21 protein-coding genes and 1 riboswitch are annotated in these 24286 nt (G+C 35.0%); of the genes, 18 read left to right on the forward strand and 3 right to left on the reverse strand.

Annotation, left to right across the window (positions count from 1 at the left end; genetic code table 11):
• Positions 1 to 205 precede the first annotated feature (205 nt).
• The gene (locus LKACC16343_RS00185; protein ID WP_056952891.1) at positions 206 to 922 is read left to right on the forward strand and encodes an ABC transporter permease; all 717 of its coding nucleotides are present in this window, start codon (positions 206 to 208) and stop codon (positions 920 to 922) included.
• Between the two features lie 77 nt (positions 923 to 999).
• Here the strand turns inward: LKACC16343_RS00185 and LKACC16343_RS00190 are convergent, their stop codons facing one another.
• Together LKACC16343_RS00190 and LKACC16343_RS00195 are read right to left on the reverse strand one after the other, a co-directional pair.
• Positions 1000 to 1374: a YxeA family protein gene (locus tag LKACC16343_RS00190; RefSeq protein WP_082604541.1), complete on the reverse strand. Its 375-nt coding sequence runs from the start codon at positions 1372 to 1374 to the stop codon at positions 1000 to 1002.
• 133 nt (positions 1375 to 1507) lie between these two features.
• Complete coding sequence (locus LKACC16343_RS00195; RefSeq protein ID WP_056952887.1) at positions 1508 to 1894, reverse strand: hypothetical protein; 387 nt, start codon at positions 1892 to 1894, stop codon at positions 1508 to 1510.
• A gap of 286 nt (positions 1895 to 2180) precedes the next feature.
• On the opposite strand from LKACC16343_RS00195, the gene LKACC16343_RS14220 reads away from it, so the two are divergent.
• Positions 2181 to 2321 (forward strand): hypothetical protein, encoded by a 141-nt coding sequence (locus LKACC16343_RS14220; RefSeq protein WP_156638758.1) that lies wholly within the window; start codon positions 2181 to 2183, stop codon positions 2319 to 2321.
• Positions 2322 to 2360: 39 nt separating this feature from the next.
• Here LKACC16343_RS14220 and LKACC16343_RS00200 read toward each other — a convergent pair whose 3' ends face one another.
• Entirely contained in the window at positions 2361 to 3650 is a 1290-nt protein-coding gene (locus LKACC16343_RS00200; RefSeq protein WP_056952884.1) for a glycosyltransferase, read from the reverse strand.
• A 205-nt stretch (positions 3651 to 3855) separates the two neighbouring features.
• Here LKACC16343_RS00200 and LKACC16343_RS00205 point away from each other — a divergent pair, with 205 nt between their 5' ends.
• The 16 genes from LKACC16343_RS00205 (at position 3856) to LKACC16343_RS00280 (ending at position 24285) form a co-directional block, all read left to right on the forward strand.
• The gene (locus tag LKACC16343_RS00205; protein ID WP_054641892.1) at positions 3856 to 4803 is read left to right on the forward strand and encodes a LacI family DNA-binding transcriptional regulator; all 948 of its coding nucleotides are present in this window, start codon (positions 3856 to 3858) and stop codon (positions 4801 to 4803) included.
• A gap of 94 nt (positions 4804 to 4897) precedes the next feature.
• Positions 4898 to 6553 carry a glycoside hydrolase family 13 protein gene (locus tag LKACC16343_RS00210; protein ID WP_234032581.1) on the forward strand — a complete coding sequence of 552 codons (1656 nt, stop codon included), beginning with the start codon at positions 4898 to 4900 and terminating at the stop codon, positions 6551 to 6553.
• A gap of 17 nt (positions 6554 to 6570) precedes the next feature.
• A complete protein-coding gene (locus tag LKACC16343_RS00215) occupies positions 6571 to 7863 on the forward strand; it encodes an alpha-amylase family glycosyl hydrolase (RefSeq protein WP_056952880.1) in 1293 nt (430 codons plus the stop codon).
• A gap of 208 nt (positions 7864 to 8071) precedes the next feature.
• Positions 8072 to 9307 (forward strand): extracellular solute-binding protein, encoded by a 1236-nt coding sequence (locus tag LKACC16343_RS00220; protein ID WP_056952878.1) that lies wholly within the window; start codon positions 8072 to 8074, stop codon positions 9305 to 9307.
• Positions 9308 to 9348: 41 nt separating this feature from the next.
• Positions 9349 to 10698, forward strand: coding sequence for a carbohydrate ABC transporter permease (locus tag LKACC16343_RS00225; protein WP_056952876.1), 1350 nt, complete (start codon positions 9349 to 9351; stop codon positions 10696 to 10698).
• A 5-nt stretch (positions 10699 to 10703) separates the two neighbouring features.
• The gene (locus LKACC16343_RS00230; protein ID WP_056952874.1) at positions 10704 to 11567 is read left to right on the forward strand and encodes a sugar ABC transporter permease; all 864 of its coding nucleotides are present in this window, start codon (positions 10704 to 10706) and stop codon (positions 11565 to 11567) included.
• Between the two features lie 155 nt (positions 11568 to 11722).
• A complete protein-coding gene (locus LKACC16343_RS00235) occupies positions 11723 to 13477 on the forward strand; it encodes a glycoside hydrolase family 13 protein (RefSeq protein ID WP_056952872.1) in 1755 nt (584 codons plus the stop codon).
• Positions 13478 to 13490: 13 nt separating this feature from the next.
• On the forward strand, positions 13491 to 15116 hold the full coding sequence (locus tag LKACC16343_RS00240) for a glycoside hydrolase family 13 protein (RefSeq protein ID WP_056952870.1): 1626 nt from the start codon (positions 13491 to 13493) through the stop codon (positions 15114 to 15116).
• Between the two features lies 1 nt (position 15117).
• The gene (locus tag LKACC16343_RS00245; protein WP_056952868.1) at positions 15118 to 16761 is read left to right on the forward strand and encodes a glycoside hydrolase family 13 protein; all 1644 of its coding nucleotides are present in this window, start codon (positions 15118 to 15120) and stop codon (positions 16759 to 16761) included.
• Positions 16762 to 16791: 30 nt separating this feature from the next.
• On the forward strand, positions 16792 to 19035 hold the full coding sequence (locus LKACC16343_RS00250) for a glycoside hydrolase family 65 protein (RefSeq protein WP_056952866.1): 2244 nt from the start codon (positions 16792 to 16794) through the stop codon (positions 19033 to 19035).
• A 66-nt stretch (positions 19036 to 19101) separates the two neighbouring features.
• Positions 19102 to 19773 (forward strand): beta-phosphoglucomutase, encoded by a 672-nt coding sequence (pgmB, locus tag LKACC16343_RS00255; RefSeq protein ID WP_056952864.1) that lies wholly within the window; start codon positions 19102 to 19104, stop codon positions 19771 to 19773.
• Positions 19774 to 19789: 16 nt separating this feature from the next.
• Positions 19790 to 20776: an aldose epimerase family protein gene (locus LKACC16343_RS00260; protein ID WP_056952862.1), complete on the forward strand. Its 987-nt coding sequence runs from the start codon at positions 19790 to 19792 to the stop codon at positions 20774 to 20776.
• 268 nt (positions 20777 to 21044) lie between these two features.
• Positions 21045 to 21139: riboswitch (THF riboswitch) on the forward strand.
• 29 nt (positions 21140 to 21168) lie between these two features.
• Positions 21169 to 21708: a folate family ECF transporter S component gene (locus LKACC16343_RS00265; protein WP_179207676.1), complete on the forward strand. Its 540-nt coding sequence runs from the start codon at positions 21169 to 21171 to the stop codon at positions 21706 to 21708.
• A gap of 2 nt (positions 21709 to 21710) precedes the next feature.
• A complete protein-coding gene (locus tag LKACC16343_RS00270) occupies positions 21711 to 23000 on the forward strand; it encodes a bifunctional folylpolyglutamate synthase/dihydrofolate synthase (RefSeq protein WP_056952858.1) in 1290 nt (429 codons plus the stop codon).
• Between the two features lie 133 nt (positions 23001 to 23133).
• Positions 23134 to 23694, forward strand: a complete 561-nt coding sequence (locus LKACC16343_RS00275; RefSeq protein ID WP_256970538.1) for an LbetaH domain-containing protein — start codon at positions 23134 to 23136, stop codon at positions 23692 to 23694.
• Positions 23695 to 23697: 3 nt separating this feature from the next.
• Positions 23698 to 24285, forward strand: a complete 588-nt coding sequence (locus LKACC16343_RS00280; RefSeq protein WP_056952856.1) for a maltose acetyltransferase domain-containing protein — start codon at positions 23698 to 23700, stop codon at positions 24283 to 24285.
• Position 24286 lies beyond the last annotated feature (1 nt).

Here is a 24286-nt window from a genome sequence, read left to right on the forward strand (position 1 = left end):
GCTCCAATATTGAAACCAATTCTAATACCATTTCAATGGATAATTCCAATTGCTTCGCCCATACATGCCTTGCTTAATTCGACATCAGAATTTAATTTTCTTGGATTTATTTTAAGCTGTGTGTTATGGGGCGTAGTAACCTGGATTTTAACAAAATATTTGTTAATACTGTCTAAGCGAACCGGAAATGTGAGGTTGATGTAAAATGAAAATTCAATTTTCGTCACTCTCTTATTTGCAAAATTGGAAAACAAGATTTGTCCATTTTATTTTGATACCTTTAATTAATCTGTGTTTATTAGTATTAATTGATGCACAATATACTAATAGTTTTAGCTGGTCTGTAGCAGTTGCTACAGTGGTACTCTCGGGTGGAACTTTATCAATGTCAAGCATGGCACAATTATTTGTAATGGATCGAAATTTAAAAATTGATAAAGAAATGGTAGTTAATCGACCGTATTCTATTAATTATTGGGGCACTAAGATATTAACATCTGTTTTGGCTGGATTAGTATTGGTCATAATTAACCTAATAATTTTATTCTTCTTTAAAGTACCATTTGAATTACTAGTTAGAGCCATGTTTATGACGCCCCTAATAGTTATTTCTGGAGTGGTAGTTGGTTTTGTAGCAGCAATAGGTGCTTGGCAAAAGGGGAATCCATATTTTTATGTAAATATTGTAAGTTCTTTGGCGACGATTGTAGCAGGAACTTTAGTCTTAGTTGATCGTTATCCGCAATGGCTGCGGGTAATCAGTTATGTTTTTCCTTTTTCACAGACAATTCGTTATGTTGTTATAGGGAGAGGCGACGTTTATTTGGATATTTTAGTAGATTTTCTTTGGTTAGTATTGGGAATTATTTGCTATAAAATTCAAATAAAAAAGATATTACGACATCCGATTCAACTGTGGTAAAAAATAGAATATATCAAAAAAGTGCATCTCGAAATGTAGACGAATTAGTTCTACGCTTTGAGATGCACTTTTTAAATTTACTTTAGTATTTGTTCAACTGTCTTACGAGGGACCTCTTTCTTCTGTACCTTTTCCCAAGAAAGAACTTTGTCGTATTTACGGTTATAAACGACTTTTAAATAGTTATCAGCTTTGATAGGACGACCGATGGTGCTATTGAACTTTAATAACTTTTCGTTGCCATCCTTGTCGTAAGCTTTTTGCTTATAGTAATATTCCTTATAGTCGGCACCAGAATCATCTTTTTCGATAATTTCTTTGTATGAATCACCAACGTAAGTATAATAATCATCTCCAGTGAAGTTAGGAACGTACCAGAATTGATAAACCATAAATGGTATTAAAACGATTAATGCAATTACTAAACTAATGCCAACTTTTTTATTCATCATCTATCCCTCCGAATTCACTAGGAATAATATCATAGATACTAAAACAATAGTCCTAACGGTTTTGTAAGGTCTGTAAGATGAATAATAGGAAAGTTTTCATAACAATGATTTGTCCATACTGAAAATGTTAGATTCAGACAGTAAATTTTTCCTCAAAATGATTGATTTGGTCGTGATACTTCACAAAAATACTTGCATCCTGATTTTCAGCAATTGGATAATTAAAGAATTGACCGGAAAAAATATCTTTTTGATTAAGGTATGAAAAGTCGACTGTATCACTTTCAATTTCGTCGATTCTAGCAGGACTGTTACCGACATTACGGATTTCAATAGTTTGTTTTCTGATACGACGACAAATCACGTAAGGGCGACTCCTTTGGAGTAGTAATTTGTTTTTAGTCCTGATCAATCCCTTGATTTGGAAGAGACTGGTTGAAATTAAAATTAAACCAACCAGAACGGATAGGGCCAGAATGAAACTGGCAATAACTAATAAAACTTGCGTTGCTGAATTCATGATTTCACCTCAAATTTATTATTTCATAATCATGTTTATCTTACAATTCCGTCACATCAAACTAACAGTTTAGTTATAGAGCTATTTGTTAGTTTACATTTGGGTAAATAGATTAGATAATTACTTTCGATAGATACATACATTGCGTATCTATCAATCAAAAATAATTCAAAAAGGTACATACACCAGTACGTTTACTCCGTAACCAGAAAGTCGTCTATAAGGCGACTTTTTTGCTATATAAAAATGATGATGAGATAATTATAGCTAATAAGAGGTGAGGATTATGAAATTTAATATATTTGTAAATCAAATCCCTAAAGATTTATATTTTCCTAATTTTTTAATAAATCCTTTTATTGGAGCAATAGTTGTAAGTTTGATTATTTTCATTGTAATAGAAATTACATATAAAATTAAAAAATAAATAAAAAATCAGCTAATTCGATTTTGAATTAGCTGATTTTTAATTGCGTTGAGTTTTATCCCAGCCAGTATGTCCAACTAGTAAGTGATAACAAGAAATAATCAAACTGAAAAAAAGAATAACGTAGATATAAGAAATTAGACCAATTGATAGAATTATTTTTCTGAAATGCAATTTTTCATTGATCATATCTTCTTTTTGAATAACCAAATGTGATTTGTCATGTAACTTTAGTTCCTTGTGGTAGATAATTGTAAAGACCGTTCCAAAAAACAAGCTAATGAAGGTCATGATAATGAAAGCTATGAAGATGAATTCAGGATTCTGCACATATCGTGTAACAAAATTGATGGTTAGATAAATGATACTGAAATCGGCCAGAATATTTAAAATGGGTTGAATAAAGAAGAAATAAGTATCAAATTTCTGTCCAACTGAAATGACTTTAGAGGTAGTAATTTTTTTTGCGTATTTCCAACAATTAAATCCACCTTGAGCCCATCTAGCACGTTGTCTAACTAATTTTTTAACTTTTGTTAGAGCTTCTTGCTCGACATAAGCTTCATCGACATATTTAATCACTAGTCCGTGTAATTCCATTCGTAGAGTTAATTCATAATCCTCAAGTAAAGCATTGCCCCAAGGTTTTTCGCCTAGACTGTCAAGAACTGTTGAGACTCTGAAGAATTGCCCATTGCCGCATAGAGCCACGGCTTTAAGATGGGTTCTAGTTAACTGGATCAGATGATTAACAACAAAAAATTCGATATCTTGAAAGGTTTGTAATATTTTTTTAGGACTTTTCATTTTGATTCTTATTTGAACAGCATCAGTATGTAAATCCTCAAACGATTCATTCAATTTATAAATACTGTTGGCGCTAAGTACGCTGTCGGCATCAAGGACACCAATAATACATTTTTGTGGATCAAGTTTTTTGTCTTTAATAATTTTTTGTACTGTAGGAATAGCACTGTTTAAGGCATCGCCTTTACCAGTTTGTGCGTTAGGTAATTTTCTTTGTACAATACTAATGGGGCCGGTTGTACCTTTGGCTTGGGCCACAGTGTCGTCAGTTGAAGCATCATCAATAACAATAATTTGTTTACGACCTTTTAGATTATTTAGATAGGTCAAAGAATTTTTGATGACCTTTCCCTCATTTAAGCAGGGCAGTAACATAAAATAGAAAAATTGGTTTAAATCTTGTTCTGATCCGTAAGGGTTCTTCATTTCCTTTTTAAATCTTTTGTGTTGGGTAATGTAGATGTAAAACATAATGAAACACTGAATCATGAAAACGGTGATGGCTATTAAATAAATAATCATTTTTATCATCTTCTCAATTAATATTCGATTAGATTTTTGCTCAATTATAGAAGATGTTCAAACATGTTGCTCATTTAAATAGTTTTAAATACAATTAGTCAAATATTAATGGTTAAAAATACTATTTATTTAATTTTATAAAAAAGCTCCTGAAAGGGCTTTTAAAGTGTTATATAATTAACTTGTGATGTATGGAGGGGAATTCATGACCACTTTATTAGATGTAGCAAAGAAAGCCAATGTTTCAAAAATGACGGTTTCACGAGTAATCAATCATCCAGATAAGGTTACTGATGAATTAAAGCAATTGGTCTATGAAGCGATGCGGGAGTTAGATTATCATCCTAATGTAATTGCCAAAGCTTTGGCCAATAATAGTACACGAATTATTAAGCTATGTATTTTAGAAGATATTGATACAACGGAACCTTATTATATGAATCTGATGATTGGTATCGCTAAGACTTTAGACCTGCATCAATATTCCTTGCAATTAGTTACACGTCGGAACTTTGATATTGGTAATTGTGATGGATACATCATTACGGGGATGCGTATTAGTGATGTTGACTGGATCAAAGATCTAAAAAAACCAGTGGTTCTATTTGGCGAGAATCGTTATGGATTTGACTTTATTGATACAAATAATAAAGCAGGTACTTACTTGTTATCACAATTAGCCTTAAAAAAGGGATATGAAAAGCTGATTTACGTCGGTATCGATAGTAAAGAATCCTTCGAGTATTCACGTGAAGCGGGTTATTTACAACAAGTTCAAGAAAAAAGAATGGTTCCTGAATTACATCGATTTGGTAATCACAGTCATCTGTCTGAAGATTTTATAAGACAAAATTGGGATAAGATTCCTAAAAATACAGCGTTTATCTGTGCTTCTGATCGTCTAGCACTTGGAGTAGAGCGCGCTATTGTTCGTTGTGGAGGGAAAGTTCCTGATGATTTTGGTGTAACCGGTTTTGATGGCGTCTTTTTGAATCAGGTTGCTTCACCAAAGATAACAACAATTAAGCAATCAATTATTCAAATGGGTAGTGCTTGTGGTGAGACACTTTTGGATAAAATTCAAAGTGGCGAATCACAAGGCTCTCTAGTCTTTGAACCCAAACTCAGTTTAGGTGGTACTTTGAGAGACTAAACTGTTACCGATAACATCAAACAAAGCCTTGCGGTTGTGGGGCTTACTTTTTTATACTGGTATGTAAGGGTTTACAAAAGGGGGGCCATGTATTTTGAACTGGTATGATAAAGCAATTGTATATCAAATTTACCCCAAAAGTTTTCAGGACACCAACGATGATGGTATCGGAGATATTCAAGGAGTAATTTCGCATTTAGACTATATTAAGAATTTAGGCTTTAATACTATTTGGCTAAATCCAATCTTTGTGTCACCACAAATTGATAACGGTTATGATGTCTCAAATTATTTTGCAATTGATCCAATTCTCGGGGATATGGATGATTTTACAGAAATGATGAAAAAGGCACATCATCTAGGATTACATATAATTCTAGACTTACCAATCAACCATACTTCGGATCAACATCCGTGGTTTAAGGATGCCATTAACAATCCTAATAGTATTTTCAAGGATTACTATATTTGGCACAAACAAGTAGATAGACATGAACCTAACAACTGGGGCTCATTTTTTGGCGGTAGTGTCTGGGAAAAGAATCCTAATGATCCAGATGAATACTATTTCCACTTATTTGATAAAAAAATGCCTGATTTAAATTGGAAGAATCCAGAAGTACGTAAGTCAATTGCGGATATTGCTAAGTTTTGGATTGAAAAGGGTGTTGATGGTTTCAGATTAGACGCCTTTATCCATATAGCTAAAGCAAATTTGGAACAAAATTCTTTAATCCAAGGTGAACAATTCCCAGCAGATGACACTTTCTACGCTAAATTGCCAAAGGTTAAAGATTACTTAGCTACATTTGTCAGAGAGATCAAAGACTTCAAATCGGATACTTTCTTGTTTGGCGAAGCATCTTCAGCTAATGCTTTAAATGCAGCCGAATATACTAGACCAGATGAAGATGGTTGTGATGTAGTGGTCAATTCAGGCAATTATGGTGAAGTTTATGATGACAGTAATCCAGATGTCCCAGGTTTTTTCCAAACAAGACGTTTGTCGCTTGACCGTTTGAAAAAAACTTATGTGACATGGGAAAGTGTGTTAGCAGATATTAGTCTGCCAACGTTAACTTGGGGTAATCATGATATTAGTCGTTTACGTGATCGCTTGAATTTACCAGTTGATAATGAAGACGTCAGCAAGTTATTAGCAACTTTGATGTACTTGCAACGCGGTATGCCAATTATTTACTATGGTGAAGAAATTGGAATGCACGGATTGAAGTATCAACAAGTATCTGATTTTGACGATCAGAGAGCTGTAGATTTAATTAAAACGCTGCGTGAGAAGTCATTTGCAGACGAAGAGATTCTAAAGCTGTTAAATAATCAGGATGAAATGACGGCTCGTGGTCCTATGCAATGGGACGATTCCCAATATCGTGGTTTCTCAACTAAAGAGCCATGGAATTGGGGTCAGACGGATGCAACTAATGTGTCAGCTGAGTTAGAAGATTCCAAGAGTTTAGCGGCATTTTACAAGAGTTTATTAAGTGTTAAGAAGCACAATTGTTTTACTAACGGTGATTACCAATTATTGATCACTGATCCAGAGATTTATGCATACTTGCGTCAAACAAGAGATAACAAGGGCATTGTTGTAACCAACTTTTCTAATAAAGTGAAGAAATTTACTTTACCAGAGGCAAAATGGAAAAAAGTGTTAACTAATGAAGTTAAGTTGACTAATAACGAACTAACACTTGATCCGTGGGGAAGTTGTGCTTTGGAATCAAAATAATAGTAGGGGTGTAAATTATGGCAGATAATACTGATGTTAAACTAAGAAGAGCTCAAATTTATAGTGTCTTCGTAAGAAATCATACTAAAAAAGGAACCCTCAAAGCATTAGAGGATGACTTACAACGTATTAAAGAATTGGGAACTGATTACATTTGGCTTTTACCAATCTATCCAATTGGTAAGAAGGATCGTAAGGGTAAATTAGGTTCACCTTATTCAATCAAAGATTATCGTTCAATTGACCCTAAGACTGGTTCATGGGATGATTTTGTTCATTTTTCTAAGAAAGTTCATGACATGGGTATGAAGTTAATGATTGATATTGTTTACAATCATACTTCACGTGATTCTGTACTTTTGAAAGAACATCCAGGCTGGTTCTTACGTGATAGCATGGGCAATTTGATGAATAAGAACCCTGATTGGACTGATGTTGCGGAATTAGATTACTCTCATAAAGATCTATGGAAGTATCAAATTGAAACTTTGAAGAAGTATGCTGACTTAGTTGATGGCTTCAGATGTGATGTAGCACCACAAGTTCCACTTGATTTCTGGAAAGAAGCTCGTAAGGAAGTTGCAAAGGTCAATCCAGATATGGTTTGGTTAGCTGAAACTTCTGGTGGTGGGTACATTAAATACTTGAGAGATAGAGGCTTCTGCGCTGAATCAGATAGTGAAATGTATCAAGCCTTTGATATGACTTATGATTATGATGTTGATGAGATTTGGCGTAAGTATGTCAATGACAAGGTTCCATTGGAATGTTATATTGAAGCCTTGGATCAACAAGAATATATTTATCCAAAGAATTACATTAAGATGCGTTGCTTGGAGAATCATGATCAAGTTAGAGCTCATAAGATGTTCATTAATGAAAATGATATGTTCAACTGGACTGCTTTCTCCGAATTCCAAAAAGGTTCAACTTTGATCTATGCTGGTCAAGAGGCTGGTATGAAGCATACTCCAAGTCTATTCGATAAAGATAAGATTGATTGGAAAGATCAAAAGATGGATCTTAGTGCTCTGATGGTTAGAATGCATGAATTGAGTCAAGATGAGATTCAATATGCTGGTAACTATGAAATCGAGGCTTTGGATAATGATGTTGTCAAAGTAACTTATACTAAGGGCAACAAGATTAGAGTCGGTTTGTTCACATTGAAAGGCCAACCAGGACGTGCCAAGGTTAATGTAAGAAGTGATCAATATACTAATTTGATCGATAATTCACTAGTAAATGTCCAAAATGGTATTTTAACGATTGACTATGATCCAATTATCATTGAAGGAAAAGCTATATAATTAACAATTTTTAGCAAAAGAGCTACTCATAAACGTTGAGTAGCTCTTTTTTTAGCCATTTTTTAAGATGATTGTCTTTATTTTAGTAAACATTATAACTGAAATTGTTTCTGTTAGCGGTAACATTGTGAAAGCGATTGCAACCTGTGAAAAAATGGGTAATATAGAAGTTGTTAAGTGATTAGATATTTTTTAGGAGGAGAAAAGCATGAAGAAGAATTGGAAAAAGATTCTTTTAGGTGGAGTTGTTCTAAGTATGTCAATGCTAGTTTTAGCTGGTTGCGGCAGCAAGAGCAGCAGTTCATCTAGCGATAGTAGTAGTACTCAAAATATTAAGGTTTGGATCGATACCGAACATGTTTCCGCTATCAAGGGACAAGTTAAGAAGTTCGAAAAGGCCAACCCTAAGATTCACGTTACCGTTAAGGCTGGATCATCAGCTGATGCTCTAAAGGATGTTTCAAAGGATCCTGAAAAAGCTGCTGATGTCTTCATGATGCCTCATGATCAAATTGGTCAAATGGCAGATGCCGGATTGCTTTACCCAGTATCAAAGAAGTATACAAAGACTGTTAAAGCTAACAACGTTCAATCAGCTGTTGACGGTGTTACATGGAAGAACAAAGTATATGGATTCCCATATGGTGTTGAATCACAAGTTCTTTACTACAACAAGTCAAAACTTTCAGCAGAAGATGTTAAGAGTTGGGATACATTAACATCTAAAGGTAAATTAGGTACAAACTTCGCTGAAGCCGGTGCTAACTATATCTTCACACCACTATTCATGAGTAATGGCGATAACCTTTACGGTAAGAATGGTGAAACAGTTAAGGGAACAAACTTCAATAATGAAAAGGGTATTCAAGTTCTAGACTGGATTGCAAAACAAAAGAGTAACTCAGGTGTTGTACAAACAAACGCTGCTGCTCTATCAAATCTACAATCAGGTAAGACAGATGCATTCCTTTCAGGCCCATGGTCAAAGAACGATGTTAAGAAGGCTCTAGGTAAGAACATGGCCGTTGCTCCATATCCAACAGTAAACTTCGGTAGTGGCGACGTTCAAATGAAGGCATTCTTGGGTGTTAAAGTTTACGGTGTTAACCAACAAACTAAATCACCAGTTGCTGCTATGAAACTTGCTAACTACTTAAGTAATGAAGCTACACAAAAGGTTGAATTCAACAAGAATGGTGTTGTTCCTTCAAATACTAAGGCTCAACAAACACAAGCAGTTAAAGATGATGAAACAGCTAAGTCAGTTATGACAATGTCAGCTTCAGATCATTCAGTTGTTATGCCTAAGGTTCCAGAAATCACAAACTTCTGGCCACAAATGGACTCAATCATCAACGATACATACAAGGGCAAGATTAAGTCATCAGATTATCAAAAGAAATTAGATAAAGTTGTTTCAGTTTCCGCAAAGAAGTCAAATTAAAAGAACAATTTTCTCTAAAAAAAAAGTAAGGGTGCGATTATATGTTTAAGAAACATTCCACGGAACAACATATAACATTTAGAGAATTGTTTATGAAGGGCGGATTGCCAGAAAAGCTTTCATTTATCATTATGGGCTTTTCAAACTTTGCAAATAAACAAATTCTTAAAGGGTTAATATTTTTAGTTGCTGAAGTTGGATTTTTATTCTGGCTAATTCGCAATGGTATTCATGCTTTAGCAATGTTGCAGACATTAGGTACAAAAAAACAAGGCTTGGTATATAACTCCAAGTTAGGTATGGATGTGTTACAAAAAGGTGATAACTCCATGCTTATCCTCTTGTTTGGTATTGCAGCAATTTTGATTTGTATAGTTCTAGTAATTCTTTATATCGTTAACTTGAAGAGTGCAAGAAATATTTATGAACTTAAAGCAGCTGGTAAACCACTTCCATCTACTAAAGATGATTTAAAGAGTCTTTTGAATGAAAGATTCCATCAGACTCTTATGACAATTCCTCTAATGGGTGTATTGTTCTTCACAGTTTTGCCACTGTTATATATGATTTCAATTGCTTTTACAAATTACGATCATAATAATTTACCACCAAAGAATTTATTTACTTGGGTAGGCTTTCATAACTTTTCTAATGTTATTACTGGTGATATAGCCTCAACATTCTTCCCAGTATTGGGATGGACTCTAGTTTGGGCTGTAATAGCCACAGTATCATGTTTCTTCTTTGGAGTTATTCTAGCTCTATTGATCAATACAAAAGGAATTAAACTCAAGAAAATGTGGCGTACAATCTTTATTTTGACAATGGCTGTTCCACAGTTCATTTCACTATTGATTATGCGTAATCTTTTAAACGATGCTGGTCCTATTAATTCTATCTTGAAGAGTTGGGGTTGGATTAGTAAATCTATTCCATTCCTAACAGATCCAACAATGGCTAAGTTCTCTATCATCGTAGTTAACCTCTGGATTGGTATTCCAGCCACTATGTTAATTACAACTGGTATTATTCAAAACCTTGATCAAGAACAGATTGAAGCTGCCGTTATGGATGGTGCTAATAAGTTCCAAATCTTTAGATCTATTACATTCCCACAAATTCTTTTCGTTATGATGCCATCTTTGATCCAACAATTAATTGGTAATATCAATAACTTCAATGTTATTTACCTATTAACTGGTGGTGGACCTACAAACTCAAATTACTATGGTGCCGGATCAACCGATTTGCTTGTAACTTGGCTATATAATTTGACTGTAAATACAATGGATTATAATTTAGCTTCTGTTATTGGTATTTTGATCTTCATTCTATCTGCCGTATTTAGTTTATGGGCATACACACATACTAATTCATATAAGGAGGGATAATAGAAATGGCAAAAAGAGAAATTAATTATAAAGCTCAAAAGAAACGTACTAAAATACTAGTCTATGCTATCCTGACAATTATGTCTGTTGTGTGGTTATTCCCAATCGTGTGGATTGTATTGAACAGTTTCAGACAAGAAGGTGGAGCTTTCGTTCCATATATTATTCCAAAGCATTTCACATTATCAAATTATACAAAGCTGATTACTGATGCTTCAGGCAACTATCCATTTGTCCGTTGGTTTGTTAATACATTAATCGTTTCCGTATGTACATGTGTTTTGTCAACCTTCATCACAATTTCAATGTCATACGCCTTGTCTCGTTTAAGATTCAAGTTACGTAGACCATTTCTAAAGGTTGCTTTAGTTCTAAACATGTTCCCAGCTTTCATGAGTATGATTGCTATTTACTACATTCTTAAGGCTCTAAACCTAGCTGGTAGTTTACTAGCTTTGATCCTAGTTTATTCAGCCGGAGCTGCTCTAGCATTCTATGTTGCCAAGGGATTCTTCGATACAATTCCAATGGCCTTGGATGAATCAGCTATGATCGATGGTGCCAACAAATGGCAAATCTTTACTAAAATTACATTACCATTATCTAAGCCCATCATTGTTTATACAGCATTGACAGCATTCATGGGTCCATGGATGGACTTCATCTTTGCTAAGATTATCATGGGTGATGATGTTAAGAATTACACTGTTGCCATCGGGTTATATTCAATGATGACTCAGACAACTGCTAATTCACTATTTATGACATTCACCGCAGGATGTGTTCTGATTGCGATTCCTATTACATTACTCTTCATCTATATGCAGAAGTACTATGTCGAAGGTGTCACATCAGGTGCTGTTAAGTAATTTAGCTTTAGAACTTTGATTCTGGAAACTTGAATTACTAAATTCGTATAGTTTATCTGGCTCTGCATTTAATTAACTCAATACGTGAATGTCTTGAATTTATTTAATGCAGAGCTTTTTTTATTCAAATTTTTTAAAAATGAGAGGTTATTTCAATGAATACACCAGCAATTTATCATCGCCCAGACAGCGAATTTGCATATCTATACAAAGATAATTTAATGCATATTAGATTAAGGACCGCTCGCGGAGACGTCAAAGAGGTAGGGTTACTTCATGGTGATCCGTATACGCTAGATACAGATCATTGGCAAGATCAACCAACGCCAATGAAACGCTATTTGACGACGGACTTGTATGACTTTTGGACTATTGAGGTTACAGAGCCATTCAAACGTATTTCCTATGCATTTAAGGTTACTGGTAACGATGGTATAACCATATTCTATGGCGATCATGGTGTGTTCTCATTTGAAAAGAGCGTCTACGATAGTCCTGATAATTACTTTAGATTGCCATATTTCCACGAAGTGGATCGTTTCAAGGCACCAGAGTGGGTCAAAAAGACCGTCTGGTATCAGATTTTCCCAGAAAGATTTGCTAACGGCGATAAGTCTAATGATCCTGAAAATACTTTGCCATGGGGTTCTAAAACTCCAAGTGCTACAGATTTCTTTGGTGGAGATCTACAAGGTGTTATCGACCACCTAGATCATTTAACCGATTTGGGCGTCAATGGAATCTATTTCTGTCCTATCTTCAAAGCTAAGTCTAATCACAAATATGACACAATTGATTATATGGAAATAGATCCAGCCTTTGGCGACAAAGCTACTTTTAAAAAATTAGTTCAAGAATGCCATAAACGTGGTATTAAAGTTATGTTGGATGCAGTTTTCAATCATATGGGGGACAATTCATCACAATGGTTGGATGTTGTTAAGAATGGTAAAGATTCTAAATATGCTAACTGGTTCCATATCAACAAATTCCCAGTATCATATAAGGACGTTGGTTTCGAACAGGCCAAGAATATTTCTTACGATACCTTTGCCTTCACACCACATATGCCAAAATTGAATACTGCCAATCCAGAAGTTAAAGAGCATTTGCTGAAGATTGCTAAGTATTGGATTGAAGAGTTCGATATTGATGCTTGGAGATTAGATGTAGCAAATGAAGTTGACCATGAATTCTGGCGTGACTTTAGAAGAACTTGCGACAGTGTTAAGAAAGACTTCTATATTTTAGGGGAAGTTTGGCACTCCTCACAAGGTTGGCTCCAGGGAGATCAATTCAGTGCTGTAATGAATTATGCTTATACTGATTCGATTTCTAAATACTTAATTAAGAAACAAATTCCAATTGAAAAAATGGTTTCAGATATCAATGACCAATTGATGCTCTATCGTGATCAAACAGATCAGATTCAATTCAATGTTTTAGATTCACATGATACAGCTCGATTATTGACTGAAACGAATGATGATAAAGATTTAATGAAACAAGTACTAGCTTTCACATATTTACAACCAGGTGTGCCATGTATCTATTATGGTGATGAAGTTGGTATGGATGGCGGCAATGATCCTGAATGTCGTAAGTGTATGGTTTGGGATAAATCTCAACAAGACTTGAATCTATATGATTTCTTTAAACATTTGATTGCTTTTAGAAAAGATAATCAAAAGGTTCTTTCTGAAGGAGAAATGGTTTGGGAGAAGATTTGTGATGATGGATTATTGATCTTGAGTCGTAAATTAAATGGTACTGAAGTTAAAGTTATTTTGAATGCAGGCGATGCTCCTAAACAAGTAACAACTAGTCAGAGTGTAGTTTTGAGTAACTTAGTTACAGAAAATAATCATGAATTAACGGTTGATCCTAAAGGATTTGCATTAGTTAAATAGAGAGGTGCTTAATTTGCAAAAACATTGGTGGCAAGAGACAACAGTATATCAAGTTTATCCCCGCAGTTTTAAGGATTCAAATGGTGATGGAGTTGGTGATCTTAAGGGAATCATCAGTAAATTAGATTATTTAAAAGATTTGGGCATCGGTGCAATTTGGCTTTCACCAGTTTACCGTTCACCTAATGATGATAACGGTTACGATATTTCTGATTATCAAAATATCATGCAAGAATTCGGTACGATGGCAGATATGGATGAATTGATCAATCAGGCTAAAAAGAGAAACATCCGTATTGTTATGGACTTAGTCGTTAATCATACTTCTGATGAGCATAAATGGTTCATCGAATCAAAGAAGAGTAAAGATAATCCTTATCGTGATTACTACATTTGGCGTGATCCTAAAGATGGGGACGTACCAAATGATCTTCAATCAACCTTCAGTGGTCCAGCTTGGCAATTCGATGAGAAAACCGGTCAATATTATCTTCATCTCTTCAGTAAGAAACAACCTGATTTGAATTGGGAAAATGAAAAAGTTCGTCAAGCCGTATATAAAATGATGAACTTCTGGATTGATAAAGGTATTGGCGGTTTCAGAATGGATGTTATCGATTTAATCGGTAAGCAACCAGATAAGATGATCACTGGTAATGGTCCTAAGCTTCATGATTATTTACAAGAAATGAATAAAGCAACTTTCGGCGGTAAAGATATGCTGACAGTTGGTGAAACATGGGGTGCTACTCCGGAGATTGCTAAACTTTATTCTGATCCTAAACGTCATGAATTATCAATGGTTTTCCAATTTGAACAAGTTGGATTGGATCAACAACCTGGCAAAGATAAATGGGACCTTCGTCCATTACAAGTCGGTGAACTAAAACAAGTTTTAGCTAGATGGCAAACAGAATTGGATGATCAAGGTTGGAATTCTTTATTCTGGAATAATCATGATTTACCAAGAATTATTTCTCGTTGGGGTAATGATAAGGAATATCGTGTTGAGAGCGGTAAGATGTTCGCCATCCTCTTACACATGCTGAAAGGAACTCCTTACATCTACCAAGGCGAAGAAATTGGTATGACGAATAAGCCAATCAAAGACTTTTCTGAAATTTCTGATATTGAGAGTCGCAACATGTATCTTCAAAGAATTGATGAAGGTTATAAGAAAGAAGACATTATCAAGTCTATCAATACTAAGGGACGCGATAATGCTAGAACTCCAATTCAATGGGATGAAACAGAACATGCCGGCTTTACAACAGGAACTCCATGGTTAGGAGTAAATCCTAATTACAAGTCAATCAATGTTAAAGCTGCTTTAGCTGATAAGAATTCACTCTTCTATACTTACAAGAAATTGATTCAGTTGAGAAAAGACAATCCAATCATGATATGGGGTGATTTCAAATTACTCGATACACAAGATGAAATTTTTGCCTTTGAAAGAGAGTATCAAGGTGAAACATGGTTGATTGTCAACAACTTCTCTAATAACAGACATAAGCTACAGTTAGCAGATGTTAATGTTGGTGAAACAATTATTCAAAATTACGATCATAAGATTACCGATGTTTCTGACTTAGAATTAAAGCCTTGGGAATCATTTGCAGTGAAAGTAGTGGTCTAAAATGGCAGATCAAACATGGTGGAAAAATGCCGTAGGCTACCAGGTCTATCCTCGTAGTTTTAAGGATTCCAACAATGACGGTATCGGTGATATCCGCGGAATCATTGAAAAACTTCCTTATTTAAAGGACTTGGGTGTTAATTTTATTTGGGTCAATCCAATTTATAAGTCACCTAATGTCGATAATGGTTATGATATTTCTGATTATGAAAGTATCGAACCTGAATTTGGAACGATGGATGATTTTAAAGAATTATTAACTAAGGCTCATGAAATGGGCATTAAGGTTATTCTCGACTTAGTTGTTAATCACACCTCGGATCAGCATCCATGGTTTATTGAATCGCAAAAGAGCAAGGATAATCCATATCGTGACTATTACTTGTGGGCCGATGCAACGCCGGGTAAAATGCCAAATGATTGGAAGAGTTTCTCTGGTCATTCAGCTTGGACCTATGATCCTAAGACTGAACAAGCATATTTCCATGTTTTTGCAGCTCAACAACCAGATTTGAATTGGAAGAATCCGAAAGTACGTGAAGATATTTATAAGATGATTCGTTGGTGGCTTGACTTAGGTATTGATGGTTTTAGAATGGATGCCATTAGTCATATACAAAAAGAACCATGGGATTTCAAGATCAAAGATAATCCATGGGCACCATTTATGAATGTCAAAGGCATTGATAAATACATGACCGAATTACGTGACATTTTCAATGAATACAACGTTATGACGGTTGGTGAAGCCAGTGGGGTTACAAGTCGTAAAGCGATTAATTGGACTGATCCTAACCGTTCAGGCTATATCAATATGATTTTTGAACTTGAGCAGAATGTTCAAGAAGGAAAACCTGGTGAACAACGTATTAATCCTTTAGGCTTCAAGAAAGTTCTAGCCAGATGGCAACGTGACTTAGCTGATGGTGGTTGGAATGCTCTATATGTTGAAAATCACGATAATCCAAGATTCAATACCGTTTTGGGAAATGAAACTAAACATTCAGCTAAGGCCATCGCTGCAACCTACATGTTGTTGAGAGGAACACCATTTATTTATCAGGGTCAGGAATTGGGGATGACAAATTTCCCATTTACCAAACCTGAACAAATGGATGACGATGATACAAAGGATCGTGTTGATCAAAAGATTGCCGAGGGACATACACCAAAAGAAGCGATGAAGATCATTTCTCATTGGTCACGTGACAATGCTCGGACACCAATGCAATGGGTTAATAAAGCCAATGCTGGTTTCTCAGATAGCAAGCCTTGGTTAGCAATCAATGAGAACTATCATACGATCAATCAGGCCGATGAAGCTAACGATGCAGATTCAGTTTTGAACTTCTACAAACAATTGATTGCTTTAAGGAAGAGTCAACCAGTGTTTGTCGATGGAACATTTGAATTGATTCTTGATAATGATCCAGACATCTTTTCCTACATAAGACAGGATGATAAACAAGAATATCTTGTCATCAGTAATCTCAGTCAAAACGAACATGAAGTTACGATGCCAAATAAGATCGTCAAAAATAAATGGCAAGTTAAGTTAACTAATACTAATAATGAAGAAATTGAATTGAACAAGAATATGACCTTACAGCCATACGATGTTGTAGTAATGGAAAAAATTAATTAAAAGATAAATTTATATATGGTGGGTTTGATTATGAAAAGAATATTTGAAGTGGCTCCTTGGAATGTAGTCACACACAAATTGGATAAGGAAAATAAACGATTACAAGAAAGTTTAACTAGTTTAGGTAATGGTTACATGGGAATGCGTGGTAATTTTGAAGAAGATTACTCAGGCGACAGTCTTCCTGGTAGCTATCTAGCTGGTGTATGGTATCCTGATAAGACTCGTGTTGGCTGGTGGAAGAATGGCTACCCAGAATACTTTGGTAAAGTTATCAATGCCGTTAATTTCATTAAGATGAACTTTTTAATCAACGGTTCTAAATTGGATTTATACACTGATAAAATCAGTGACTTTACACTTGATCTTGATATGAAAAATGCCGTTTTGAAGCGTTCATTTATCGTTGAAAAAGATGGCGTTAAAGTCAAATTCAATTTTGAAAGATTTTTAAGTGTTGCTCAAAAAGAACTATCTGTTCAAAAGGTCAGCTTTGAAAACTTGTCAGATGATTCTGTTGAAGTTAAAGTTATTTCTTCATTGGATGCTAACGTAAAGAATGAAGATGCTAACTATGATGAACACTTCTGGGAAGTTTTGGAAATTACTGATAACAGTATCATTGCTAAAACAAAGCCAAATGATTTTGGTACACCAAGATTCACATCAGGTATGCAAGTTGGTTATGTAACTGGACTTAAAGAAGTCGATCAAACAGTCGATAAATTGGAAACTAGTAAGACTTTCGTAGCTGATTTGAAGGCTCATGAAGTTGGTACAATTGAGAAACGTGTTGCTGTAGTTACATCACGTGATTACGAAACAATTGATGACTTAAGAGATGCTATGGAGGGTATTGCTGCTAAAGTTAGTGGTGTTTCCTATGAAGACTTGTTAAGTGCACATGAAAATGTTTGGAATAATCGTTGGAATCAATCTGATATTAAGATTGATGGGGACACTGATGCCCAACAAGGTATGCGTTTCAATCTCTTTGGACTATTCACAACATATTCTGGTGAAGATTCACGTTTGAACATTGGACCAAAAGGTTTCACTGGTGAAAAATATGGTGGGGCTACATATTGGGATACCGAAGCATTCTGTATTCCAGTTTATCTAGGAGTTTCTCAACCAGAAGTATCACGTAATCTATTAATGTATCGTTATAACCAATTAAAGGGTGCCTATATCAATGCCCAGAGACAAGGACTAAAAGGTGCGTTATATCCAATGGTTACTTTCAACGGTATTGAATGTCACAACGAGTGGGAAATCACTTTTGAAGAAATCCACCGTAACGGCGATATTGCTTTTGCTATTTATAACTACACTCGTTATACAGGTGATAAGTCATTTGTTCTTCATGAAGGTAGCAAGATGTTGACTGAAATGTCACGTTTCTGGGCTGACCGTGTTCATTACAGCAAACGTAACGAACAATATATGATTCATGGTGTTACTGGACCAGATGAATATGAAAATAACGTTGACAACAACTGGTACACAAATTTCTTGGCTCGCTGGACTCTGAAGTATACACTTCAAATCCTTGGTGAAGTAAGTAAAGATCAATTTGAAAAGTTGAATGTTTCTAAAGAAGAAATGGATCAATGGCAAGATATTGTAGACAAAATGTATTTGCCATATGATGAAGATCTTGGAATTTTTGTTCAACATGATGGTTTCTTGGACAAAGATATTGAACCAGTCAGCTCAATTCCAAGTGATCAATTACCAATCAACCAACATTGGTCATGGGACAAAATCCTACGTTCACCATATATCAAGCAAGGTGATGTTCTTCAAGGTATTTGGGACTTTATTGATGATTTCTCAGAACGCGAGAAGAAACGTAACTTTGATTTCTATGAACCATTAACAGTTCATGAATCAAGTCTTTCACCAGCAATTCACTCTGTTTTGGCCGCAGATTTACATTATGACCAGAAAGCGGTTGCATTATATGAGAGAACAGCTAGACTAGACTTAGACAATTATAATAATGATACTGCAGATGGTTTGCATATTACTTCAATGACAGGTGGCTGGTTAGCCATGGTTCAAGGATTTGCGGGCATGCGTGTTCACGATGATGGTACTTTGAGTTATAAGCCATTTTTACCTAAGAAATGGAATAGTTACTCATTCAGACAAGTATTCAGAGGTCGTGTCATCGAAGTAGCCGTCAAGGAAAATGGATCAGAATTCAAGTTGGTATCTGGTGATCCACTTCAAATTCAAGTCAACGATAAACCACTAATGCTAAAATAATTGTAAACTTAAGATGCCTGGAAGTTATTTCAGACATCTTTTTATCAAAGGAGTTAATAACGCGATATGGTAAAATTTGAACAAATTAAAGGTTTCATCTTCGATTTAGATGGTGTAATCGCTAATACATCAGTCTATCATGCAAAAGCATGGCATCAATTAGCAGATAAATTGGGCGTTACATGGACTGAGGATTTAGCTAACCAACTAAAGGGTGTTGGTAGAATGGATTCACTTAACTTGATTTTAAAGTCTGGTGGTAAAGAAAACGATTACACTGAAGATGAAAAAGTTAAGTATGCTACTGAAAAAAATGATAATTATTTGAATCTTTTAAAGGGATTGACTGATAAGGATATTCTCCCTGGTATGAAAGAATTTATTGAAGATTTAAGTGCTAATAATTACTTAATTTCATTAGCCTCGTCTTCTAAGAATTCGCCTAAGGTATTGCAAGCTTTGGATTTGGAAAAATACTTTGATGCCAGAGTTGATCCAAGTACTTTGAAGAATGGAAAGCCAGATCCAGAAATTTATGTTCGTGGTGCCGAAGTATTGAACTTGAAGCCTGAAGAATGTATCGGACTTGAAGATGCTGTTTCAGGTATTAAATCGGTTAATGGTGCTCATGAAACATCTGTTGGTATTGGTGATCCGGGAATCTTAAATGAAGCCGATATTAACTTCACTGATACGTCACAAGTAACATTAGCAAATATTAAGAAGGCAATGAACTAAAAAGAGGGGTAATAAAATGGGCGTTTCAAAAACAATTTTTGGGGAAATTGATTCTGAACCGGTTTACCTCTATAAAATTACTAATAAAAATCAAACAAGTATTAGTATTATGAGCTATGCTGCGACTTGGCAAAATTTTGAAGTCGTTGAGGATGGTAAAAAACATTCATTGATTGAGCATTTTGATAATTTGGAGGACTACATTAAAACACCTTATCAAGTTGGTAAAACAATTGGACGTGTAGCCGGAAGAATTAAAGATGCCACCTTTAAGATTAATGATGCGAGTTATCAAATGGAACAAAACGAAGGTGAAAACTTTTTACATGGCGGTAGTCATGGACTTCAGTATCAAAACTTCTCCAGCCGACAAATTTCTAATAAGGCCGTGATGTTTAGTCATACTGTAAGAGGCGAGGATGGCTTTCCCGGAAAACTTGAGGTCAATGTTATTTATATGTTGACTGATGATGATGAAGTTTACGTTACTTATGGAGCAAATACGGATCACGATACTTTGTTCAATCCAACTTGTCACGTCTATTTCGATGTTGATGACGAAAATATCAGTCAGCAACAGTTACAAATAAATTCTGATAAATTCCTAGAAGTTGATGATGGTAAGATTCCTACAGGACAATATTTGCCAACTGAAGGACCTTATGATTTCAAGCAATTTAAGACTATTGGTAAAGGATTGGATCAATTGTCCTTATTAGATAAGCATGAATACGACGATACCTTTGTCGTTGATGGACATGCTGCTACAATCAAATCTGATAAACGTGCCGTTGATTTGTATACGGATCGTAATGGTATGGTTATTTTTACCGCTAATCCTGAAGATGCTCAAAAGGCAGCAAAATATGATTATAGTTGTTTGGCAATGGAATTACAGACGTTGCCAGATGCTATTCATCATCCAGGCTTTGGAGATATTGTTTTAAGTAAGGATAAAAAAGTAGCCTATACTAATAAGTATAAATACCGAAAATTAGATTAGAGACTGTATTCATTAATATTGCCGTGTCATTTAGTTCAAATGAATATGTTAACGAATTTAACATTTTAAATTTTAGTGAAAAATAATCGATATGAAAATTCTGAAATTAGAATTTTTGTACCGATTTTTTTTATATTTATGGATACGTGTTATACGAACTATATACATAAAATCTATTGACCGTGTTCGCTATTGGACGTTATATTAAAAAAGTTAAATGAATAAGGAGGAAAATAATAGTAATACCACGATTTAAAAATAAAAGGATAACAGAGTAGAGAATAAAGCGTTAAGTGTCAAAAAGACGGAATGTGCTTTTGAACGAAGAAGTAAATTCGCGGTTTTATTCTCGCATTCGCTGCATAAAAGATATGTAGCAGCTCTAAGAGGAGATGCTCAAAATGAACAAGAAAAACAGTATTTATGCAATTTCAACAATGGGTCTTTTAGTGGCAATGATGATTGTCTTAACTAATTTTTTAAGTATTCAAACACAATTTCTACGTATTTCATTTGAATTTATACCACAAGCCATTTTAGGAATGTTTTTTGGTCCACTCTGGGCCGGAATTTCATCAGTAGTAGCTGACGTTGTCGGAACAACGCTTTTTGGTAAAGCCGGCTTCTTCATTGGTTTTACATTAAATGCGCTTATTTCAGGTGTGTTATACGGACTTTTCTTCTACAAAAAAGAAATTACTTTAAAAAATACTTTCATCTGCGTTTTACTAAATACTATTATTATTAGTTTATTCTTAACACCACTATGGTTATCGATCATGTATCATGTACCATTCTTTAATATGGGACTTTGGATTCCTAGAATTATCAAAGCAGTTGCTATGCTCTTTATTCAAACAGGCTCAATCATGTTCTTTGGCAAGGCACTGCCACTAAAAATGCTTGCTAGTCGTTACATGGCAAAGGGGTAAAAATGTTTACAACAGGTTCAGAAGTTATTGAATGGATTATTTCACGAGGTTATTTTGGCAGTTGTCCAGGATTAGAACGTATTACTGAATTATTACGTCTACTCGGTAATCCTGAACGAACCTATCCAACGATTCATGTTGCAGGTACTAATGGAAAAGGATCGACAACACGCTATTTGGCTAATTTATTACGTGCTGATGGCCTAAGGGTGGGTACTTTTAATTCGCCATTCATAAAGGATTTTGCTGAACAAGTGGAGATCAACGGACAAGAAATTGGCAATTCTGATTTAGTTAAACTGGGTAATCAGATTAAACCGTTAGTTGAACAAATGGATAATCAAAAGAAATTTTATGGTATAACTGAATTTGAAATTCTTACTGGGTTAGCATTTTACTATTTTAAAGGACGAGTGGATTTAGCGATTATTGAAGTGGGTATGGGTGGCCTGCTAGATAGTACAAATGTTATTGAACCAGAATTGATCGCCATTACGACGATTGGATTAGATCATACTGCTTTTTTAGGGGATACAATTGAGAAAATTGCTTATCAGAAGGCCGGTATCATCAAAGAAAATACGCCATTGGTCGTTGGAAATGTTTCTGAAGCTGCTCTGAAAGTCATTAAGACTCAAGCACTTAAGAAGAATTCAACGGTGTATGTTTGGGAACGGGATTATCAAACGGATTATCGGGGATTTGTTGAACAGCAGTTTGAAAAATTTGATTTTCGTAATCATGATATAAAATTGAAAAACTTAGAAACGCCACTTATAGGTCATCAACAAGTTGAAAATGCAGCTGTGGCATTAGAGATGTATTATCTCTATATGCAGAAGCATGATTTATCATTTGATAAAGAACAAATTATGCACAGTTTATTGCAAACCAGATGGCCGGCTCGAATGGAGATTATTAGTTCAAAACCATTAGTAATTATGGATGGGGCCCATAATCCTCACGCTATTAAACGGTTAAAAGAGAATCTTTTGAGTGACTATCAGGATTATCATGTAAGAATACTATTTTCGGCCATTGTTACCAAGGATATTGGAACAATGCTGGAAGAGTTATTACAGATACCTAATGTTGAAATTACTTTGACCACTTTTGATGATAAAAGAGCCTTGAGATTAGAAGATTTCAAAGCTTGGCAACCACGGATAAAGTTAAGTGCAGATTGGCGTAAAGCTTATCGAGAGTTAAAAGATAATTTGAAATCTAATGAGTTACTTTTAATCGCAGGTTCGCTATATTTTTCATCAGAAGTACGTTCACAAATCAAATAAGAGATTGAGATGTAATTATTCAAATTATGTCTCAATCTTTTTTGTTATTCAAAAAATGAATTTGTCTAAATACAAGATAAGTATTAGACGAATACCCGTCCTACCCTTATCCTAAGGATAAAGAGGTAAGAAAATGGATGCGTTAGATAAAGCTTTAAAGGGTGGAGTTCTGGATTATAACGAGGCTGATTTTAAATTGGTTGATCAAACGGTAGAGAAGAATACACAGATAATTAATGAGATTAATTATCAAAATCATACAATTGATGAACGTCGGGAACTGTTCAGTCGCTTGTTTGGTTATCAAGTTCCTAGTACTAGTGATATTAAAGCACCGTTCAATGCTGATTTAGGCTGTCATACTTTTGTTAAAGGGAATGTCTTTATCAATAAAGATTGTTTCTTCATGGATTTAGGTGGTATCTGGATTGATGAGGGTGCTAAGTTGGGTCCGAGAGTGAGTCTAATTACAGTGAATCATGGTGAGGCTCCTGCAGAAAGAAGAACTTTGATTACCAAGTCAATTCATATTGAAAGGAACGTTTGGTTGGGAACTGGTGTCACAGTACTTCCTGGAGTGACGATTGGAGAGAACTCAATTGTTGGAGCAGCTTCAGTAGTGACTAAGGATGTGGCTCCAAATAGTGTTGTAGTTGGGTCACCAGCTAAAAAAATAAGAGATGTTAGGGGATAACTTATGATGACAGAACATGAAAAATTATTAGCAGGACAAGAGTATGATTATCGAGATTCCGAATTACAGCAGATGATTGTACGTGGTAAAAAAATGATTCAAGAGATCAATACTCAAACTGATGTCAAAGAAAGAAATGAGACAATGAAATCATTGTTCAAACACGTTGGAACTAATTTAACAATTAATGGTCAATTCGGTGCTATCTATGGTTCACATATCATTTTTGGCGACGATAATTTTATCAATGGTAACTGTTACTTTCAAGATTCCAATTTAATTACTTTGGGTGATCGTGTCATTGTGGCTCCGGATACTAAATTTTACTGTGGTGAACATTCAATTGATGCCAATCATCGTTTTGGTGTTCATGAGGATGGTAGCCATTATTTGATTACCCACACAGAACCCATTTCAGTTGGTAATGATGTTTGGATCGGCGGTAATGTGACGATTATCGGTGGCGTTCATATTGGCAATAACGTGATTGTTGGTGCTGGAGCTGTAGTTGTAAGTGATATACCTGATAATTGTGTTGTGGGTGGCGTTCCTGCTAAAGTAATCAAGAAATTACCCAGCTTAAAAAAATAGT

The sequence above is a fragment of the Companilactobacillus bobalius genome, from assembly GCF_002179915.1.
In the GTDB taxonomy this organism is placed as follows: domain Bacteria; phylum Bacillota; class Bacilli; order Lactobacillales; family Lactobacillaceae; genus Companilactobacillus; species Companilactobacillus bobalius.

Coding starts and splice junctions, on each gene's coding strand:
- LKACC16343_RS00250 (WP_056952866.1), top strand. CDS start 16,792: ATGAAAAGAATATTTGAAGTGGCTCCTTGGAATGTAGTCACACACAAA.
- LKACC16343_RS00215 (WP_056952880.1), top strand. CDS start 6,571: ATGGCAGATAATACTGATGTTAAACTAAGAAGAGCTCAAATTTATAGT.
- LKACC16343_RS00190 (WP_082604541.1), bottom strand. CDS start 1,374: ATGATGAATAAAAAAGTTGGCATTAGTTTAGTAATTGCATTAATCGTT.
- LKACC16343_RS00280 (WP_056952856.1), top strand. CDS start 23,698: ATGATGACAGAACATGAAAAATTATTAGCAGGACAAGAGTATGATTAT.
- LKACC16343_RS00205 (WP_054641892.1), top strand. CDS start 3,856: ATGACCACTTTATTAGATGTAGCAAAGAAAGCCAATGTTTCAAAAATG.
- LKACC16343_RS00225 (WP_056952876.1), top strand. CDS start 9,349: ATGTTTAAGAAACATTCCACGGAACAACATATAACATTTAGAGAATTG.
- LKACC16343_RS14220 (WP_156638758.1), top strand. CDS start 2,181: ATGAAATTTAATATATTTGTAAATCAAATCCCTAAAGATTTATATTTT.
- LKACC16343_RS00220 (WP_056952878.1), top strand. CDS start 8,072: ATGAAGAAGAATTGGAAAAAGATTCTTTTAGGTGGAGTTGTTCTAAGT.
- LKACC16343_RS00200 (WP_056952884.1), bottom strand. CDS start 3,650: ATGATTATTTATTTAATAGCCATCACCGTTTTCATGATTCAGTGTTTC.
- LKACC16343_RS00270 (WP_056952858.1), top strand. CDS start 21,711: ATGTTTACAACAGGTTCAGAAGTTATTGAATGGATTATTTCACGAGGT.
- LKACC16343_RS00245 (WP_056952868.1), top strand. CDS start 15,118: ATGGCAGATCAAACATGGTGGAAAAATGCCGTAGGCTACCAGGTCTAT.
- LKACC16343_RS00230 (WP_056952874.1), top strand. CDS start 10,704: ATGGCAAAAAGAGAAATTAATTATAAAGCTCAAAAGAAACGTACTAAA.
- LKACC16343_RS00185 (WP_056952891.1), top strand. CDS start 206: ATGAAAATTCAATTTTCGTCACTCTCTTATTTGCAAAATTGGAAAACA.
- LKACC16343_RS00265 (WP_179207676.1), top strand. CDS start 21,169: ATGCTCAAAATGAACAAGAAAAACAGTATTTATGCAATTTCAACAATG.
- pgmB (WP_056952864.1), top strand. CDS start 19,102: ATGGTAAAATTTGAACAAATTAAAGGTTTCATCTTCGATTTAGATGGT.
- LKACC16343_RS00275 (WP_256970538.1), top strand. CDS start 23,134: ATGGATGCGTTAGATAAAGCTTTAAAGGGTGGAGTTCTGGATTATAAC.
- LKACC16343_RS00195 (WP_056952887.1), bottom strand. CDS start 1,894: ATGAATTCAGCAACGCAAGTTTTATTAGTTATTGCCAGTTTCATTCTG.
- LKACC16343_RS00260 (WP_056952862.1), top strand. CDS start 19,790: ATGGGCGTTTCAAAAACAATTTTTGGGGAAATTGATTCTGAACCGGTT.
- LKACC16343_RS00235 (WP_056952872.1), top strand. CDS start 11,723: ATGAATACACCAGCAATTTATCATCGCCCAGACAGCGAATTTGCATAT.